This is a genomic window from Mycoplasma sp. P36-A1, assembly GCF_049478495.1.
GTDB lineage: Bacteria > Bacillota_I > Bacilli_A > JAJDGJ01 > JAJDGJ01 > P36-A1.
The window spans coordinates 118573-138622 of the sequence record NZ_CP168083.1 but is presented as its reverse complement, the minus strand read 5'-3'; the positions used below and the strand labels follow the sequence as shown (position 1 = coordinate 138622).

Sequence of the window (20050 nt, the reverse complement as noted above, 5' to 3'; positions counted from 1 at the left end):
TAAAGCAGTGTTTGAGAAAACACTGCTTTTTAATGCCTTTTTTTCTTTGTTTTATTTATGTCAATATTCTTGTATATGTGAAGTATTTAATTTGAATTAAACTTTGAAATGAGTTATTATATTAAAGGATTGTTAATATATTAACTTATATTTAACAGAAATTTATTATGGAGATGTTTATTAATATGGGAATAAGAAATGTTAGATACTGTCAATCTTGTGGCTTGCCATTATATTTTGACAATACTAAAAATGCTACAGAGATTGATGGTAGTATTAATGAGGATTATTGTTGCGATTGTTATCACGAGGGATATTTCATTCATCAAGATATAACTTTAGATGAAATGATTACAATGGCTGCACCAAAAGTATCTAAATATACGCACATACCAATTCAGGATGCAATTAATGCTTTGAAAGTTATGTTGCCCGAATTAACTCGTTGGGCTTAAACTAAATATTATTATATACAAAAAGCTATAAAAATTAATTTTATAGCTTTTTTAGTATAAATTTTCATTTACTATTTACGATGTTTTTGAATATTTTTATTTAGTTTTTCTTTTCTTTTTTCAATCCAAGAATTTGAAGTTGCTTTTACTATATTTTCTGCAAATTCAGCAACATCTTCTCCAGTAATATCATATACATCTCTATTATCTAAAACACCTTCTTCAAACATATTTAAAAGATCATTAAGTGAGTTTAGGGTATTTTCTCCCGTAAAATCACTAAATTCCCATAAATACTTTTCAATTTGCTTATAAACAAAATGATAGTCTTTAGGCAATTTTTCCACTCTAGCTACATATTTCTTATATTCTTTTTTGTCGTGTTTCATTCTCTTAGTTGCTTCGATTAATTCTTTTATCTTTTTCATAACTACACCTCATTTTTGATTATATTAATTTTTTCTGTTATAAAATTCCACTTTTGCCAAAATAATTCTAACTCTTGATAGCCACTTTTGTTTAGTGTGTAAAATTTTCTACTTGGTCCTTTATCTGATTGTTTTTTTTCTATATTAACTAGTTGGTTTTTTTCTAATCGTAATAAAACGGTATAGACTGTTCCTTCAACAATATCATTAAAGCCATAATTATTTAATTTTTTTGTTATTTCATACCCATAGGTTTCTTCTTGACTTATTATTTCTAATACTAATCCTTCTAAAATACCTTTAAGCATTTCTGTTATCTTTTCCATTATTCCACCTACCTTGTTTAACTTAGTACCACTACATTGTATAACTTATTAGATGGCATGTCAACTACTAAGTTATATTAGGTAGAAAAAAACACCATTTCTGGTGTTTAAATATTTTATTCAGTTATTTTATCTAAAGCTAGTTCAAAGACATTTTTTATATCTTGAATGTTTTCTAAGCCTAATGAAATTGGGATCATTCTTTGGCCTTTGTTTACTGGTGGTATAACTGTTTCCAAGTTACCTGTAGTTGTTGAAACTTTTATAAAGTCTAATGAATCTATTAGTTGTTGATGGTTAGATTCTTTTCCTTTTAACAGTAATGTTATATACCCAGCTCCACCATTGTTTAAATATTTAAGATTTCTAGCATTGTGTTTTTGATTTGGTAAAAGTGGATAACATACTTTATCTACTTTTGGATGAAAACTTAAATAGGTTGCTAGCTCTAATGATGATGAACATATTTTTTTCATTCTGATTTCTAAAGTTTCTATTCTTAATAATATTTTGTTTTTTACTTCATCTCTTAAATTATAACCAAGTCTTTTATTTGCTAAAAATATTGCTTTAGCAATAAAGGCTTTTTCTTTATAAACTTCATAAAAGTTTATTTCATCTATATTAGGATCTGTGTGTGTAATAGTTTCAAATTTATTAGTTGCTGCCCAATCGAAATTACAAGCATCCACTATTATTCCCGCTGATAATTCTTTATTTGCAGCAATATATGGGTTTGTATTTTGAATTACAATATTAGCACCGTGTTCTATAGGTTTTATGATATAAGGAGATGCTAAAGTATTATCAATTATTAATGGTATTGAAGCTTCTTTACAAATATCAGAAAACATGTTCATATCACTCACTTCCATACTTGGAAGATTAATTGATGGAATCAATATTAATTTTGTGTTTTCTTTAATTTGTGATTTAATACCTTCTTGACTTGCTTCACTATCAAACACTGTTGTTTCTATTCCTAAACTGTGAAAGACATTTTCAAGTATTGCAAAGACATTTGAAGGTAGTCCATTACTTGCTAGTATATGATCTTTAGTTTTAACTAATGATAACATGCAGGTAATTATAGCTCCTTGAAATGAGTTTAGTGATACTCCTGCCTTACCTTTTTCTAACTTAGAGACTATACAACCTAGTTTATCATTTGTTAAATCACAAACATTTCCTGCATATAGATCTGGATGTATTAAGAGTGTTTCTTTACTATAGTTCATATTACCCCCTCTTTCTAATTAATCCTCTTGTTCTACTATTTGTACTTTTAAACCATCTGGATCTTCAACAAACCAAAATTTTGTAATTTCATTTGGTTTAATTGGTCCACCTATAATTCTTACTCCAGCTAGTCTTAATTTATCTATTAAAGCCGGTGCATCATTACTTTTAAAGCCTACTGAGAATGTACCCCTATTATTTACATCTAGTAGTGCTTTATCTTCTATTAATTCTAGAAGTGTTTCTTGTTGTTTACCTAAAAATATTATATCCATATCTGGCATACTCAAGCGATGACTGATTTCAAGTCCTAGTAGGTCAGTGTAAAAGTAAAGTGATTTTCCCATATCCTTTACATAAACTGTTGTCCATAAAAATTTCATTGTTCTCATTCCTTTCTTGATTCATTTCTAATGTAATTATAAACCTTTTAAAATTATTTATTTACTAATATGCTAATAAATGTATAAATGTAGTATCTCTAAATATAAATTATATATATGACTTGCATTTTTAATATTTTTTTAATTTTATAATAGTTGACTATTGTAATTTTTATCTAAGAAATAAAAAAATCATACCATTACAGTCAATGTAGTTAGTATGATTTTAATATTACAATAAGACATCTGATGCTAGTTTAAGAACTAACATAACCATTACTGATAGCATTACTGGTCTAATTATCTTCTCTCCTCCACTAATTGCTAATTTTGATCCTAAGTGATTAGCTACAATATTAACTATTATACATGGTATAACTAACCCTAGATCTAAAAAGCCCCCTGTGATAAATATTATTGATGCACTTAGACTTGTTATTAGGTTAATTATTTTAGCATTTCCACCTGCTTCTAATAAGCTAAGTCCTAACATTGAAAATCCAACAATTAAGAAAGTACCTGCTCCTGGTCCAATAAAACCATCATACAATCCTATTGCAAGACCTAGTATTCCTGATGTAATAAATATTTGTCCTTTGCTTAGTTTTCTATTTTTAGCTTTTTCTGATTTACGGCTAAAGGCCATCATTAGTGCTATAAATGGTAGTACAACTGTAATTATCATCTTTAGTGTCGCATCATCTAAAGTTGTTACTACATATGATCCAATTGATGATCCTAATATTGCTCCAACTATTGCAAATGGTAAAAACCATTTATTAAAGTGACCCGCTTTAATATAATTGTAAGAGGATACTGAAGTTCCTGCTAGTGCTTGTATTTTGTTAGTGCTATAAGATATGTGCATTGGAACTCCTGCTATTAAAAAACCTATCCAGGATAATACACCACCACCACCTGCAATTGAATCGACAAAACCTCCTGCAAAAATAAATGGTAGTACAATAATTAAGGTATTCCAATCAAAATCAATAGTCATTATAAAACCTCCTATGTGTTTATACGATAATTATACATTATATAATTTTTTTAACAGTATAAGTTTCATTATTGATAAATTAAATTTTTCTTTACATTTCTCATGTATTGTTAAGAGTAAAAGCAAATTTTATTTATTTCACTATAATTATATAATATATATCTATATTAATACATTATTATAAAAAGTAGTATCTTATATTAATAAGAATACTACTTTAAATTTAATTCTAAAGCAAATGTTTCTTCTCCATAAATGTACTTATTTGCTTTTAAGATATTTTCTTTATTATTAATATCAACTGTAGAATAATCAATGATATTATTACCTTTTTTAAGTTTAATTATACTGTTATCCTTTGGCTTAGAACTAGTATAGTTTTGTACATGATATTTAGAATCATAAATATTGTATTTTTTTTCAATAAGTAATGATTTTGGTTTAGTATTATCATCATTAATATATTTATCATTAGGGATAAAACGATATGTAACTTTATCATAATATTTATGATCTTTTTTTAATTGTCGGATTGATATTAATATTTGGCCATCCTGCTTATTTGTTTCATCATAATTAACAAGGACATACTTCTTCATGATTTTTGAATGATTATACTGTGTAATTTCTATTTTGTATTCACTATTAATATTCTTAGTTCGATAATGCATTAATATTTGATCATCTAACAAACCATTAGAAAAATTATTAACTTCTTCACTATAAATGTTTTCAATGTAAGTTGTATTATCATAGCTATTTATATTATCACTTACTTTTGCAATTGCTACAAGTAATAAAACTATCACAAGAAATATTCTTTTTTTTCTTTTTGACCACATATTAATTTCTCCTTGCTATATATTATAATAATTATACTATAAGCAAACTTTTTATGCTAGTATATATTTAAATAAATATAATATATAACTCTTTAATTATTATGATTTTTTTAATACCTTGTCCATATTATCAATAAATATTAAATATTATTTTAATATTTATTTTATATTTAGCAAGTAACAGTATATCGATAACTAGCTTTCATTCATTGCATTCTTTATTACTATTTTTATTTAAATAATTAAATTAATTTTATCTTTTGTAGATTAAACTCTTAGTAAAAGAATTGAGTGCTATATGCAAATCTGTGGTTTTACTATTACATAAAAAAGCTGTAGAATATTGATTTACAATCAATAAATACAGCTTTTTATTATTTAAAAATTAAATTCTGTTACTTCATTTCCTTCATTATAAATACTTCCCTTAACATCACTTAATGCAAATACTACGACATTTTCATTACCATTTGGATATAATTTCAATAATGAACGATAATTATCATCTATCATCTTTTGCTTGGCTTTGGGATCTTTATCTAAAATTGCTAGTGCTGAAAGTCTTAGAAATGATCTTTCTAGCTCTGCACTAATTTCAATTCTTGGATTATTAATTAACTGATTAAATACTTCTTTATCTTTACTTGTTGAAATATAAATTTTTCCATTATACTCACATACAGTGTTAAATGGTCTAACTCTAGGTTGTCCATCTTCATTGGTTGCAACATAGAAAAATTCAGCGTCTTGTAAAAAATGTAATACTTGTTCCATATTAGTAGCTCCTTTTTTATTGTTTACTTAATTATATATAATGAAGCTACTAATGTTGATTATTGTGCATTATTATTTATTCTTTTTATCTAAATCTCCTAGAGTATATTATTATTTATATAGGTTGCAATACTAGTTATTAGAATTGCTAATGTAAATGACATACAGATTATTTTTACTATGTCATAGTAGTCATTATGTGTTGATAGTTTATAGCACCAATAACCTATTGTTGCTCCTATTAGATTAACTAGGATATCTTTTATATCAAAGACTCCTAGATTTGTAAACATTTGAACTGTTTCAGCTACTGTGATTATTACTAAAAAGAATAATATAAAGGAGATGAAGTTAGTTTTTCTTAGTGATGGTATTATTATTCCTATTGGAATAAACAACAAAAGATTACCTGCATCTAAAGCCCAAGCTTTTATATCATACCAATTTAAAGAATTTGGCATATACAATGGTATTGAGTTTACACTAAAGTCATAGTGTAATTGACCTTTTGTTAGTAATTGTGCTCTATCAAAAGCAAAGAACATTAGATATATTAATAGTGAAAAATATATAAAAGCTACTACATACATTAATTTTTTTGGTATTCTAATCATTTAAGACCTCTTTAAGTACTCTATCAAAATTTTGATAGGCTATTTTATCTATTTCTTCTTTTGTATATCCTTCTTTATATAATGCATTAATTAAGTTTTGTGAATCTTTTTGATTTTGTAAATCATCAATATAGTATTTAGTTGCATTAACATCAACATCTTCTATTTCATCTAAATAATCCATGTGATCAAAACCTAAGGCAATATAATCTATACCTACTAAGTTTTTAATATAGTTAATATGTTTTATTAATTCATCTATAGTTGGATTATCTTCATTTTCACTTACAAATACACCAAAAGCATTCATACCTATTACACCATTACTTTCTGCAATTTTAATGATAAGTTCATCTGTTAAATTTCTTTTATGATCAACAATATTTCTTACATTTGAATGTGATGCTACTACTGGTTTATTGCTTAATTCTAGTATTTTTAGTGCTGATTTATCACTAGCATGTGATATATCTACTATTACATTTAATTTATTTAACAAGCGAACTAATTTTACACCTTCTTTAGAAAGTCCACTATCTACTTTACAAGCACTAGAACTTGCAAAAGCATTTTCATAATTCCAGGTTAAAGAAACTAGTCTAGCACCATACTGATAAAAAGTATAAAACTCAGAGGCTTTATCTAAATAGTCTAAACCTTCTAGTCCTATTACTGCATTTATTTTATCATTTGTTATATCAGTATAACTATATACTATATTTACATGCTCTTGCGCTTGCTTTAGTGCTTTTGCACCAGCATTTAACATTTCAAGTACTCTTTTTTTAGACTGTGCAGGTTTTTGATCTATCCATAAATTAAAGACACTTAGTTTTACATTACCTTTTTGAAAGTTATTAAGATGATAGTTTTCAAATATATTTTCTTCATTTCTTATTTCATCTACCATTGTAAAATGACTAATTAAGTCTGCATGCATATCATAAATAATAGTTTTTTGATCTTTTTCTTCTAAACTTAATACAGCTTGTAAATCACACTGACTTATTATTGAAACAGGATATGGCTTGTTTTTAAAGTACATATACTGTTCTATAAAGATATTCTTAGCCTCTTTTATGCTGAAACTTTCTATTCCTATTAATAATTCATTTTCATATTCAACATATGATGGTTTACCTATATTTTCAATCTTTGCCTCATAGTAAGAATGTAGTGTTAATTTATTATAAGGAATAAATCTATTTAATGAATTGTACTCTGCAACATTTATTATAGGATTAATATTTGATAGTGTTAAACCACCTTCTTCTTGTGCTTCTTTTTTAAGACTTTCTATTTTATCTTCAAAGATGTGATATCCGCCACCTATTGTTGTATAAAAAGTTTCTTTTAAATCTGTTGTATAACCTTTTAATAAGTATATCTTTTCATTTTTTATTGGTAATACTCTTACACTTGAGCGATATATATTAATGTTATCAATTTCTTTAGTTGAATAATCTATATTATTTAATAGATTATGATCATATAACATCTTTGAAATTCTTTCCATTGGTAATCCTACAATATTAGAATATGATCCTTGTATTGAGATATTTACATATTTGCTTATTGTTTCAATACTTAATGCACCTGCAACATTCATATAATCAGGATTCTCATACAAATACTTAATTATATTTTCATCAGAAATAGTTGAGAATTTTATATATGACTTCTCATAAAAATTTTGATGTTCAATTGGCGTTTGAATATAAACACCACTGATTACTTCTACTATTTGATTTGAATATGACTTGATTATAGAAAAAGCTTCTTCAAAGTTTTTTGGTTTAGTTAATATTTTTTTATTATTGATACAAATTGTATCTGCACATATTAAAATATCTTCCTTACTAACTTGATTAAAAAGTTTTTGGGCTTTTTTGTATGCGACATTCATAATATTTTGTTCTATTGATTCATTTTCATCAAACGATTCATCAATTTCACAACTTATTTGTGTTATTTCAGCATTATACAATCTTAATAGTTGATATCTTGCTTTTGATTTACTTCCTAAGACTAACATTAAATCCCCCCTGACTTATACTAAAATATACTAATCCACTAAAGATAACAACACTTGTTATTAACGCTATATAAAATAGTGGCTTTTTTGTTTTATGTCTATTTTGTTTCATTGATAAGTATCCACCTATAAAACCAAACCCTAATATACAGAGTAAAAGTGTTTTCTCACTTATTCGATATCTATGTTTAATTGCTCTTTGTTTATCGATATAAAATAAAATATAGGTTATGATATTTATTACTAGAAAATATATTAAGAAATATATTTTCATATTACTTACCTAAGCAAAATCTAGAAAACAGTTCATCTAGAAGGCTTTCTTTATATTGTAAACCTAATAGTTCTTGTAAATATTCATAGGCTTCTTCTATATCACTAACTACTAAGTCTGCGGGAACTTGCATTTCTATTGAACTTAGTGCTTGATCAATGCTTGAATTTATTTTATTTAATAATGCTAAGTGTCTTTGATTTGCTAAAAAGAGACTTTCTGAAGTTATATCTATATCTAAATCTAATCTTTCTATCATTTTTGTTTTAAGGTTTTCAATATCTTGATTTAAAGCTGATATTTTTATTCCATCTATTTGAATATTATTAGCTATATCTGTTTTATTTAATACAATCATTACTTTATCTGATTTATCTTTAATTAATTTTTCTTCAAATAAATCTAATTTTGGTTTTGATGCATCTACTACTAATAAAATTAAATCAGCATTATCCATAGTTGTCTTTGCTTTTTTTATACCTATACTTTCTACTATATCAGTAGTGTCTCTTATACCTGCTGTATCTAAAAAGATTAAGTTTATTCCATTAAGTAAGTATTCTGCTTCTAATACATCTCTTGTAGTACCTTCAACATCAGTAACTATTGCTTTATCAGTTTCTAAAAAAGCATTTAATAAGGAGCTTTTCCCAGCATTTGGTAACCCAACAATTGCTACTTTTATCCCATTTTTTATCATATTTGATGTCTTAGAATTTTTTATTATATATTCTATATCTTTTTTGAATTTTAACAGGGCATTTTTTACTTCTTGATTACTTAGTTCTTTAACATCATCATATTCAGGATAGTCAATATTCACTTCTATTACAGCTATTATTTGTAAGAGCTCTTCTTTAAATTGTTGAATTAGATTAGTTGTTTGTTTTGATAATCCTGACATTGCAAGTGTTGCAGCTTTTTCTGTTTTAGCATCTATCATATCATTGATGGCTTCTACTTCGATCATATCAATTCTTCCATGTAAATAAGCTCTTTGTGTAAACTCGCCTGCATTAGCTAAACGAGCACCTTTACTTAATAATAAATTTAATACTTTTCTAGAAATTGCTACACCTCCATGAGTTGATATTTCAACTACATCCTCAGTTGTAAAACTTTTTGGTGCTCTAAAAACACTAACAAGTACTTCATCTATTTTTTCACCATGATCTTTTATGTATCCATAGTGAATGGTATGAGATTCTACTTCTTTTAATGATTTTGTAAATATATTATCGACGATTTCTATGGCTTCATCTCCACTTACTCTAAGCATAGAAATAGCACTTTTCATATTAGGAGTTGCTAAGGCAACTATTGTATCGTTTATCATTTTATCACTTCTTTTCTTTTGTATACTTTTTATTTTAACAAATTTTTGTTTTATAATACATATGTATTATTTTATGAACACTATTTAAAAGAAAAAGGCTAGTAACCAGATGTTATTTAACCTTTTTTTCTTTATGATAATTGTAAATACTACAACATATTAATGCTATAGTTGTTATTGCTATAGCTATTACTAATGCAATATTTAAATGTTTATGCAATGCATGTGTTTGCACATCAAAAATTATACTCATATATCCCCCCGAATAATATTTATATCTATAGTATTATACCATTATATATTAATTATAGTTATCTTTTTAAAGGAAAAAGAACAAAGTTAATCATATTATTTGAAGATATGATTTACTTAGTTCTTTTGTTTTATTTATGATTAGTAGTTGTCGTGTCTTCTTTGATATTTAATTAACATCAATAATAATGCTATTACTGCTAATGCTACTAAAACTAATAATCTGCTATCACCTGTTTTTGGTAAATAAACACTTGATGTTGGAGGTGTTTTATCTACTTTATTTGGTGCAGTTTTTTGAACATTAAATATTTCTAATGTAATTAATTTTGTATTTGCTTTTATACTAAATTTATATTCTTTAGAATCTAATATATAACCTTCTGGAGCTTTTGTTTCTACTAAATAATATTCACCTATATTAAAATCTTTTATTAAAAATACTCCATCTTGGTTAGTTGTTAATTTAGTTTTAATTACTTTGCCATTTTCATCAAATAAGCTAAACTGTGCATCACTTAGGTTTGTTTTATCTTTTTTATCTTTTTTTACTACTCTAAGTGAATGGTTTATTTCTTTATTTGTTATTTGAATTGTTTGATTACTGCTTTCTTTTGCATCTACTTCAAATTTTATTGGATTAGAATTAAGGATATATCCTTCTGGTGCTTTTGTTTCTACAAAATAATATGTACCTGGACTTAAATCATTAACTGCAATTTTTCCACTTTGATCTGTTTTCATATTTTTAATAATGACATTGTGATTTTCATCTTGTAAATCAAAGATTGCTCCAACTAATAATTCTTTTGTTTTTTCATCTCTTTTTTCTAAGACAATGCCACCTTTTACAGCTTTATTACTCATACTTACTTTTACAGCAGCATCATCTAAGTTTTTTATTGAGAATGGTAGTGGTGTTGTATCTAGTTCATATCCTGTTGGTGCTTGAGTTTCTACAAATTGGTAATCACCATATGCTAAATCACTTACTAAGATAATACCATTTTCATCTGTTACTAAATCTTTTTGGATTATTTTTCCATCCTTATCTAAAAGATTAAACACGGCACCTTTTAAGGCTGCTTTTGACTTTTCATCTACTTTTGTTAATTGAACATCACCTTTTATTATTTGATTTGTTAGTCCAACTTTAACTAGTGTTTCATCACCTTTTTTTATTGTGAATGGAATTGGTGTTGTATCTTCTACATATCCTGTTGGTGCTTTTACTTCTACAAATTGATATTCACCATATTTTAAATCTTTAACAATTATTTTTCCATTTTCATCAGTAGTAAGATTGCTTTTTATCACATTTCCATCTTTATCTTGTAATTCAAAAACAGCACCTTGTAATACCTTATTTGTTTCTTTATCTGTTTTAGTAAGCTGTACTGATCCTAATACTAGTTTATTTATCATTGATAAGTTTACTGGTGTTTCCATTCCTTCTTTTACTGTAAATGGAATTGGTGTTGTATCTAAAACATAACCGATTGGTGCTTTTACTTCTACAAATGAATAATTTCCTGTACTTAGTAGTCCTGAATTTATAATTCCATTTATATCCGATACTAAACCTTGTACTACAGTTTTTCCAGCTGAATCTATTATCTTGAATTCTGCTCCTTGTAATGCATCTTTAGTATCTGCATCACTTTTATAAAGTATTGCACTTCCTGCTAATGTAGTTGTTGCATCACTACTATATATCTTAGTACCTGCATACTCCATATAAGCTTTGTTTACTATTTCATCATCAGGTAATGCATTTGGATTATCATAATCTACAGCAAAAGTAATTTTTGTTAAGTCACCTTCATTAATGTCTTTTAGTAATGTATATGATACTGTATTAGTACTTGAATCATAGTTTGCAGCTGAAATATAAGCTGGATCATATTTTATAGTACTTTTATATGTTGTAAACTGTGGTAATGGGTCTGTTATTACTGTTCCTTGTGGAATCGTTCCACTAGAACTAGAAAGTGTTAATGTATACTGTATTTCACCAGATTTACTTGCAAGTGTTTTTTGACTTACTTCTTTTCCTAATTTTATTGCTTGGTATTGATCTTCATCAATAGTTACAGGTACTTTCACTTCAGAAATTTGTTTACCTGAATCTATTTCTTGTGCATCATTATAGCGAACTCCAAATTTTTCTGGAGTCATTAAAGGATCTACATTTAATCCATAAGTTATTACATAAGCATCATCGGATGTTAACTTTCCTAAGTGAACAGATAATGAATTAGTTGTGGTTGTTATATCACTTGCAAAGTTAGATGTAATATATTGAAATTGAGCCGGTGAACCATCTGCATTCCAAGCTACTACTTTATAAATATTTAAGTGTTGTATTGGAGTACTATCTCCTGGAATACCTTGGAATAATGGATCTGCATCATATAGTGTTGTGTCGGCTGGTAACTGATCATTTATTGTAACATCATCATAAGCCTTTCTATTATAATTAACTATTATGATAAATTTATTTGCTTTAGTATTTTGTGCTGTATCTAATAAGTAAGTACCTTGTCCATCAACATCTTTATGTGGCAAACTACTATACTTTGTAAATTGGGGTTGTACTGATGGTTGATTTGGTTTAGTTTCTGAAGTAGCTTTATCACTACTTATAGTATTATCATTTACTATTAAATCAGTATTGAAGTCAACCGTATCACCAACTACACTTGTATCGACAAAATATGGTGAAGTAAATTTCACTTCAAAAGTATATCCTACTGCATTAGATTGATCTATTTTACTAGCATCATACTCTATATTTAAAACATAATTACCTTTTCCATCATCTATATAGGCTGGATTTCCTAGTTTAAATGGATCTCCTATAACTAATTTACTAGCTATTTCACTTGGATCTCTTACGATGTTTTTAGGTATCGTTACCGTAATTTTACCATCTTCATTTAATTTACCAGCTGAACCTGATAGTGTTACTTTTAACTCTACTTGAGAAGTTGATTCTATTGGATTAGAAGCACTAATTGTAACTCCTGGATCATCTCCAGAGACTTTATCTTCTTTATTTGAATTAACTGTTATCTCATTAGCAACAATTGCTTTATCATTATAGCTACCTGAAAGTCGATAATTACCTTTTTTATTACTACTTAAAGTAAAGTTAATTTCATTTGTTTTAGTTATATCTTTACTTTCAATAGTAATACCATCGATTTGATTTAACTTGAAATTTTCTACATTTTGTTTAATACCAGTAACTTTCAACTGGATGTTTTCACTAACAGAGTATTCTAACTTATCTGTTGTTAGCTTAATATCACTTGTTAAATCTTTAGTATCTAAATCCTTAATTGCTAAGATATTACCTGCTTGGGATAGTATCATAAAAGCACTTAAAAATACAAATATAAATTGTTTTATTCTCTTTTTCATTACTTCATCTCCTTTTTAATTCTTCATTTATATTATTTTTCGCCAAAGTTATTATACTCTACACATGGTAAACTTTCATACTCTAAAATACACTTTGAATGTGCAAGTTTCTATATTCTTGTTACAACATTGAAATTATGATATTCTATAATTAGATATTTAAAACTAGTGAGGAGAATTAAAAATGGATAATTTATTTATTCTATTACAGAAAGATAAAAAGATTAAAAGACAATTTGAGATTTTAAAATGTTTGAGCAATAAACAAATTGTTAGCGTTGATGAAATGTCTAAATCTTTACAGATACACCGGGCCACTTTAATTAGAGATATTGAAAATTTAAGATTGTTATTGCCTGAAGAAGTTGTTATTAAACAGGATTTTAGAAAAGGTTATATTATTGAATATCCTGCAAATAATACAATTGATTATTATATTTCACTTTTAGCAAAAAAAACCTTAGTTTATGAGATTATTAATGGTATATTCATTGAAAATAATTTAGATATTATTGACTTAGCTTCTAAATTATATACTTCTGAATCAGTTTTATTAAGATTGATTACTCATATGAATAAGACTTTAAAAACTTATAATATTTCTATTTCTAAACAACGCTTAAAATTTGTTGGTAATGAAGCTGATATACGTACTTTTTTATTTACTTTTTTTAGAACCTTTATGGATTACTATTCTACAGAAACTATAGATGATCTTTATAAGAGGGCATATAATAGTACTAAAGATGGTTTAGCATATACATCACTTCATCAAAATAATGCTAAGATTTATTTGTATACAGTTATTTCTAGAATTAGAATAATTCATAACCATTTTATGAATGTTGAGAAAAAAGTGTTAAAATATATTACTTCATTTGATTCATATGATGTATATCGTACTAACTATTTTCATAATTTAAAACAGTTAAGATTAGATTTTAGTTTAGATGATTTATTTGTACCTGAAGAAGAGGTTGTTTGGGCTTTTCTTGTTTCTTTAGACTGTGTTGTCTATGTAGAAGATAATGATATTGCTGCTAATCAAAATGAATTGTATCGAAAAGATTTTGAAGATGAAAAATGTATTGAAGTATCTTCTTATATTTATTCTGCTATGCTTAATAGTTTTAATTTAAAAAGTATTAATGCTAATGAATTTAAACTTATTAAAGCTTATTTAATTAATAGTAGTTTATTAAGTAAAGTCTCTTTTAATTTTTTGAAGGTATCTATACCATTAAAACAATATATTAAAGATAACTATAAGGACATCTATGAAAAATGGTATTCTATTTTACATGAAGCTCCTGTTGACATATTTGCTTATAAGTATATTGATGATGTTGCATTAACTTTAACTATGTTAAGTATTCCTATTTTAAAAAATCAATCTAAGGGTAGCATTAATATTTTATTTTCTTTTGAAGCAGAGACTGGTTATTCGGCTATTTTAGTAGACGCTACTCAACAATTATTAGTTTCTAATGTCAATGCTCTATATGCTTTTAGCACTGCGCTAACGGCTAAATTTATTGCTGATAATAACATTGATATAGTTGTTACTAATTATAAACATCGTAATGAAGATAAATTGAATGTTGAGATTTTACAACTATCTTATTTACCTACTTTAAATGAATGGAGTATCTTAAAAAATAAAATATTAAGTTTATTAAGATAAATATTAGCTTAAGACACAAAAAAACAAAGGCTTCCCTTATAACCTTTGTTTTTTTAGTTTGTACTATGTTATTTTAATCTAACACTAGTATCATTGATCATCTTAATCCCTAGTAATAAAACTGCAACCTCTAGAAGTGATGGTCTTATAATTATGTTTATTAAACCAACTATGCTGATAATAATACCAAGGACAAAGAATATTAGTTCAATCTTCTTGTCCTCATTCATAAATCATGCTCCTTAATTAGGGCTAAACTATAGTTCTTATTGTCAATATTTTGTATTTTAAATTCTATCTATCTTGTAATTAACACTCTATCTATTGTAGTTTATATATATGAATAATGACTTAGCTAACTGTTAAAGTTCAATTAATATTTTTAATTATTTTGCGTTTTTAGTTAGTTAATAAACTATATGTATATTATTCTTGAATGTGTTCTAAACCATTGGCTATTATTGAGTTCACATGATAATCAGCTAGTGAATAAAACATATGTTTTCCCTGTCGTCTAGATTTAACTAATTTAGATACTCTTAATATTTTAAGTTGATGTGAAACTGCTGATTGTGACATTTCTAGTATTTGTGCTATTTCATGAACACATACTTCCTGCTTAGATAGTAATCCTAATATTCTAATTCTTGTTAAATCTGAAAATACTTTAAAAAAATCTGCTAAGTTATTTGCTAAATCCATATCTAAAAGTTGTTGTTTTATTTCTTCAACTACTATTACTTCACTACTATCTTTGCACACATCCATTTTAACACTCCTTAATCTATTTGTTTATCATTCATAACTCTCATAGCATTTAAAATTGCTACTAAGGCTACTCCAACATCGGCGATTACTGCTTCCCATATTGCTGCCATTCCTAAAACTCCTAATACTAGACATGCTAGTTTGACAACTATTGCTAATGTGATATTTTGCTTTACAATTTTTCTTGTTTTAAGAGCTATTTTTTTAGCAGTTACAATTTTTGATAAATCATCATTCATTATAACTATGTCGGCTGCTTCTATTGCTGCATCACTTCCAACTCCACCCATTGCTATTCCTAAATCTGCTCTAGCAATTACAGGAGCATCATTAATTCCATCTCCGACATATGCTACTTTACCATTACCTTGTTCATTGTGTAGTAACTCTTCTATTTTACTTACTTTTTGATTTGGTAATAGTTGTGCATATACTTTATCTATTCCTACTGAACTAGCAACTTCTTGGGCTATTTTTTCATTATCTCCACTAAGCATTACTAATTCTTTAATTCCATTTTGTTTCATTTGTTTTAGTGCTGATGCACTGTTTTCTTTAACAGTATCTCCAATAAGGATATATCCAGCATATATTTTATTTATTGCAACATACACAATTGTTGATGCAACATCTGCTTCTTTAAATGTAATACTATTATTATATAACAACTTAGCATTACCTGCTAATACTTCTTTACCATTAACTAATGCTTTTACACCTTGTCCTGCAATATCTTGATAATCACTTATAATAGTTGTATCAATATCTTTTTGATAGTATTTTTTTATTGATGCTGCTAATGGATGTGAAGAAAAGGCTTGCGCATTAGCTGTATAGTATAAAACTTCTTCTTTTGAATAGTTATTCATTTCATTAATACTATTTACTTCAAAAACACCTTTTGTTATTGTTCCTGTTTTATCAAATGCTATTGTATCAACATCATATAGTGCTTCTAAATAATTAGCACCTTTTATTAAAATACCATGTTTTGATGCATTACCTATTCCACCAAAGAAGCCAAGTGGAATTGAGATTACTAAGGCACATGGACAAGATATAACTAGAAATACTAATGCTTTATATATCCATGGATTAAAATCTTGTTGTAGTATTAATGGTACTATAAATGCAACTACTGCAGCAAGTGCTACAACTGTTGGTGTATATACTCTTGCAAATTTTGTTATAAAATTTTCTGTTTGTGCTTTATTTGCAGAAGCATTTTCTACTAAATCTAGTATTTTAGAAACCGTAGAATCCGAAAATTGTTTTGTAACTTTTATCTTTAGTAAACCACTTTTATTTACTGAACCACTTAAAACATTAGAATCAATACCAACTTCATAATCCTTACTTTCACCAGTTAAAGCTTTAGTATCTAAGAATGAGTTTCCTTCAATAATAATTCCATCTAGTGGTATTTTTTCTCCTGGTTTTACAACAATAATATCATTAATGTTTACACTTTCTGGATTCACTTTTTCTATCTTTCCATTATGTTCTAAATTTGCATAATCTGGTCTGATGTCCATTAATGAAGTAATATTCTTTCTTGATCTATTAACTGCAAGATCTTGAAAAAATTCTCCTACTTTATAAAAGACCATTATAGAAATCGCTTCGATGTGTTCACCAATTGCAAATGCTGCAATTGTTGCGATACCCATTAAAAAGTTTTCATCTAAATATTGTCTGTTTAGTAAATTTTTTACTAATTTAATTAAAATGTCATATCCAGCTACAATGTAGGCAATTACATAAATTCCTGTTTTTATATTCTCACTAACTGGCATAAATAATGCAATTAGTACTAAAATTATACTCACACCTATACTAATTAAAGGTGTTATATCAAGTTTATCTTCTTCATTACCCTTGCTGTCTGCAAGCGCTAATAAAGTTGCTCCTTCTTCTTGCTTATCAATAACTTCTTTGATTTTATCAATATCTTTTTCATCATATGTTATTTGTAAGATACTTGTTGCAAAGTTTAATGATGCATTTTCTACATTAGGTAGTTTATTTAAACTATCTTCTATTTTAGAAGCACATTCTGGACAATCTAAACCTTCTACTTTATATTTATAAGTCTTAATTGGACTTACAATACTCATGCCCTCTTCTATTTTACTAGATATTTCTAGTATTTGTTTTTCACTCACTGTATTATCATTAGTTGTAATTTTACAACTAGCGAAATTTACTTGTGCATTTGATTCAGGATATTGTTTATTTAACTCATCCTCTATTTTAGCTGCACAACTTGCACAATCTAATCCTTTTACTTTATATTCCATAATTTTCACCTCTTCATATTTATATATGAACAATCATTCATATGTTATTTACATTATATCACTACTACAAGACATGTCAATCAATATAGTTACTTTTAGTAAATTTTTATATTATTTAAAAAAGCTAACATATCTATTAATGATATATTAGCTAAGATATTTTATTTGCATCTAAGAACTATTCTTTTTTTACAAAACAAAGCTACATATTTAGTTTATATGTTCTAAGACTAGATATGTTTTATGATTGTTTTCATCATACTCTATTGTTTTTAAACCTTTGACATATCCATTTACTTTTTGCTCTGTATTTTTCTTTAAGTCTATATTACATATATAGGCTTTAGCTTTTACTGGTAATTCTAAACTTTCATTAAATACTCCTTCAACAAATAAACACTCATCTTTTTTTTCATGTGATTCTACCTTAATAGTAAAATCAATAAGTGCATCTTTAAATATATAGTTTTCTTGACTTGTTTCATTTCCCATTGGAACAAGTAATTCACTATTGAACTTCTTTAAAGTTAAATTTTCTTTTTCATTATTAGAACTTAACTTTGTATCATTTTGTGCTGAACATGAGCATAGAATAATACTTAATGCAATTAATAATATTTTCTTCATAAATATCTCCCTCTATTTAATTCCCTGTACTGATTATACTAAATACATAAAAGATATAGAAATATATTACATTAAAAAAACCATTACTTAAAAAGAATGGCTTGAATATCATTAATTTGTTTTCTTACAGTTAACTATTTAATTGTTGAGATTTTGCACTACTAGTTTTTGAGATGTTAGGTATTAATTTACTCTTGTCATTAGTAGTAAATAATTCTACTCCTACTGTTATTATAGCTAACAATAAAATACTCACTATTAAATTTATTACTTGTTTCTTTTCCATATTAACACCTTCCTTTACATATATTATATAGCTTTTATATGAAAAAAGCTTTCAGATTTTCTTACAATAATCTCTTAAACATTACAATTTTGAAATAATTCCTTATAATATGCTATAATCTTAATATATGAGGTGAATGTATGAAAATTAAAAAGATTGAAAAGGCCATAAATATTTATCATAACAATGAAAATATTTTAGTTTGTCCAATATGTTCAAGCAGTTTAGAAATCGCTGCTAAAAGTCTAATATGTAGCAATAAGCACACTTTTAATTTTAATAAAAAGGGTTACCTTACTTTAAGTAATAAAGTTAATAATGAAATTTATGATCTAACTCTTTTTAATGCTCGAAATACTATAATGAACTCTGGAATGTATAAAGCCTTAGTTGATAAAATAAATGATATTATTATTGAAAACTTTTCTTGCTATGAAAGAATTAATATTTTAGATGCTGGATGTGGCGATGGTTATTTCTTAAATGAAGTTGCGAATTCTTTAAATGATACTAATAGCTATTTAGGATTAGATTTATCTTCTAAAGCTATTGAGGTTGCTACTAATTATGAATCAGATTTGTTATTAATGGTTGCTGATTTAGCAAGAATACCTTTAAAAAATGAAAGTATAGATGTTATTTTAAATATTTTATCACCTGCTAATTATCATGAGTTTTCAAGAATATTAAATAAAGATGGTTTAATTATTAAAGTTGTTCCTAATACTGATTATCTTGTACAATTAAGAGAATTGATTTTTGATGATAAAACATATGATAATGCTAAGATTATTGAGACTTTTAAACAAAATACTACTTTTGTTAATTCATATAATATTAAATATGACTATGCTTTAGATTCTAATTTATTTGATTGTTTAATCAAGATGACTCCTTTAACCAATAATTTAGATACTGCTGCAATTAATCATATCTATGATAATAAATTTACTTATATTACTGTAGATTTATGTATTTTAATAGGTAGAGTCTAAAAAAAG

The 20050-nt window shown here is 26.3% G+C and carries 21 protein-coding genes; 3 read left to right on the top strand and 18 right to left on the bottom strand.

Features of this window, described 5'->3' with window-relative positions:
* Positions 1-185: 185 nt before the first annotated feature.
* Positions 186-455 (top strand): zinc ribbon domain-containing protein, encoded by a 270-nt coding sequence (locus ACD762_RS00635; protein WP_423363888.1) that lies wholly within the window; start codon positions 186-188, stop codon positions 453-455.
* A gap of 71 nt (positions 456-526) precedes the next feature.
* On the opposite strand, the gene ACD762_RS00630 is transcribed toward ACD762_RS00635, so the two are convergent.
* The 13 genes from ACD762_RS00630 to ACD762_RS00570 all read right to left on the bottom strand — a co-directional run bounded on the left by ACD762_RS00630 (position 527) and on the right by ACD762_RS00570 (position 13384).
* Complete coding sequence (locus ACD762_RS00630; protein WP_423363887.1) at positions 527-883, bottom strand: DUF1048 domain-containing protein; 357 nt, start codon at positions 881-883, stop codon at positions 527-529.
* Between the two features lie 2 nt (positions 884-885).
* Positions 886-1209 (bottom strand): PadR family transcriptional regulator, encoded by a 324-nt coding sequence (locus ACD762_RS00625; protein WP_423363886.1) that lies wholly within the window; start codon positions 1207-1209, stop codon positions 886-888.
* 116 nt (positions 1210-1325) lie between these two features.
* On the bottom strand, positions 1326-2447 hold the full coding sequence (locus ACD762_RS00620) for a PLP-dependent transferase (RefSeq protein WP_423363885.1): 1122 nt from the start codon (positions 2445-2447) through the stop codon (positions 1326-1328).
* An 18-nt stretch (positions 2448-2465) separates the two neighbouring features.
* Positions 2466-2831 (bottom strand): VOC family protein, encoded by a 366-nt coding sequence (locus ACD762_RS00615; protein WP_423363884.1) that lies wholly within the window; start codon positions 2829-2831, stop codon positions 2466-2468.
* Positions 2832-3063: 232 nt separating this feature from the next.
* Positions 3064-3831 carry a sulfite exporter TauE/SafE family protein gene (locus ACD762_RS00610; protein WP_423363883.1) on the bottom strand — a complete coding sequence of 256 codons (768 nt, stop codon included), beginning with the start codon at positions 3829-3831 and terminating at the stop codon, positions 3064-3066.
* A gap of 212 nt (positions 3832-4043) precedes the next feature.
* Positions 4044-4673 carry a hypothetical protein gene (locus tag ACD762_RS00605; RefSeq protein ID WP_423363882.1) on the bottom strand — a complete coding sequence of 210 codons (630 nt, stop codon included), beginning with the start codon at positions 4671-4673 and terminating at the stop codon, positions 4044-4046.
* Between the two features lie 378 nt (positions 4674-5051).
* Positions 5052-5447, bottom strand: coding sequence for a pyridoxamine 5'-phosphate oxidase family protein (locus ACD762_RS00600; RefSeq protein WP_423363881.1), 396 nt, complete (start codon positions 5445-5447; stop codon positions 5052-5054).
* Between the two features lie 98 nt (positions 5448-5545).
* Positions 5546-6061, bottom strand: coding sequence for a VanZ family protein (locus ACD762_RS00595; protein WP_423363880.1), 516 nt, complete (start codon positions 6059-6061; stop codon positions 5546-5548).
* The gene (locus ACD762_RS00590) at positions 6054-8096 is read right to left on the bottom strand and encodes a membrane dipeptidase (protein ID WP_423363879.1); all 2043 of its coding nucleotides are present in this window, start codon (positions 8094-8096) and stop codon (positions 6054-6056) included. The genes ACD762_RS00595 and ACD762_RS00590 overlap by 8 nt, the downstream gene beginning before the upstream one ends.
* On the bottom strand, positions 8077-8370 hold the full coding sequence (locus tag ACD762_RS00585; RefSeq protein WP_423363878.1) for a DUF1294 domain-containing protein: 294 nt from the start codon (positions 8368-8370) through the stop codon (positions 8077-8079). Before ACD762_RS00585 ends, ACD762_RS00590 begins: the two co-directional genes overlap by 20 nt.
* 1 nt (position 8371) lies before the next feature.
* Positions 8372-9706 (bottom strand): tRNA uridine-5-carboxymethylaminomethyl(34) synthesis GTPase MnmE, encoded by a 1335-nt coding sequence (mnmE, locus tag ACD762_RS00580; RefSeq protein WP_423363877.1) that lies wholly within the window; start codon positions 9704-9706, stop codon positions 8372-8374.
* Positions 9707-9818: 112 nt separating this feature from the next.
* Positions 9819-9959 (bottom strand): hypothetical protein, encoded by a 141-nt coding sequence (locus ACD762_RS00575; protein WP_423363876.1) that lies wholly within the window; start codon positions 9957-9959, stop codon positions 9819-9821.
* A 140-nt stretch (positions 9960-10099) separates the two neighbouring features.
* Positions 10100-13384 (bottom strand): MSCRAMM family protein, encoded by a 3285-nt coding sequence (locus ACD762_RS00570; RefSeq protein ID WP_423363875.1) that lies wholly within the window; start codon positions 13382-13384, stop codon positions 10100-10102.
* Between the two features lie 184 nt (positions 13385-13568).
* On the opposite strand from ACD762_RS00570, the gene ACD762_RS00565 reads away from it, so the two are divergent.
* On the top strand, positions 13569-15068 hold the full coding sequence (locus ACD762_RS00565; protein WP_423363874.1) for a helix-turn-helix domain-containing protein: 1500 nt from the start codon (positions 13569-13571) through the stop codon (positions 15066-15068).
* A 68-nt stretch (positions 15069-15136) separates the two neighbouring features.
* On the opposite strand, the gene ACD762_RS00560 is transcribed toward ACD762_RS00565, so the two are convergent.
* The 5 genes from ACD762_RS00560 to ACD762_RS00540 all read right to left on the bottom strand — a co-directional run bounded on the left by ACD762_RS00560 (position 15137) and on the right by ACD762_RS00540 (position 19049).
* On the bottom strand, positions 15137-15298 hold the full coding sequence (locus ACD762_RS00560) for a hypothetical protein (RefSeq protein WP_423363873.1): 162 nt from the start codon (positions 15296-15298) through the stop codon (positions 15137-15139).
* A 196-nt stretch (positions 15299-15494) separates the two neighbouring features.
* Positions 15495-15836, bottom strand: coding sequence for an ArsR/SmtB family transcription factor (locus tag ACD762_RS00555; RefSeq protein ID WP_423363872.1), 342 nt, complete (start codon positions 15834-15836; stop codon positions 15495-15497).
* Between the two features lie 11 nt (positions 15837-15847).
* Complete coding sequence (locus tag ACD762_RS00550; RefSeq protein WP_423363871.1) at positions 15848-18136, bottom strand: heavy metal translocating P-type ATPase; 2289 nt, start codon at positions 18134-18136, stop codon at positions 15848-15850.
* 210 nt (positions 18137-18346) lie between these two features.
* Positions 18347-18763, bottom strand: a complete 417-nt coding sequence (locus ACD762_RS00545) for a hypothetical protein (RefSeq protein ID WP_423363870.1) — start codon at positions 18761-18763, stop codon at positions 18347-18349.
* Between the two features lie 130 nt (positions 18764-18893).
* Complete coding sequence (locus ACD762_RS00540) at positions 18894-19049, bottom strand: hypothetical protein (RefSeq protein ID WP_423363869.1); 156 nt, start codon at positions 19047-19049, stop codon at positions 18894-18896.
* Between the two features lie 140 nt (positions 19050-19189).
* Here ACD762_RS00540 and ACD762_RS00535 point away from each other — a divergent pair, with 140 nt between their 5' ends.
* Complete coding sequence (locus ACD762_RS00535; protein WP_423363868.1) at positions 19190-20044, top strand: methyltransferase domain-containing protein; 855 nt, start codon at positions 19190-19192, stop codon at positions 20042-20044.
* Positions 20045-20050 lie beyond the last annotated feature (6 nt).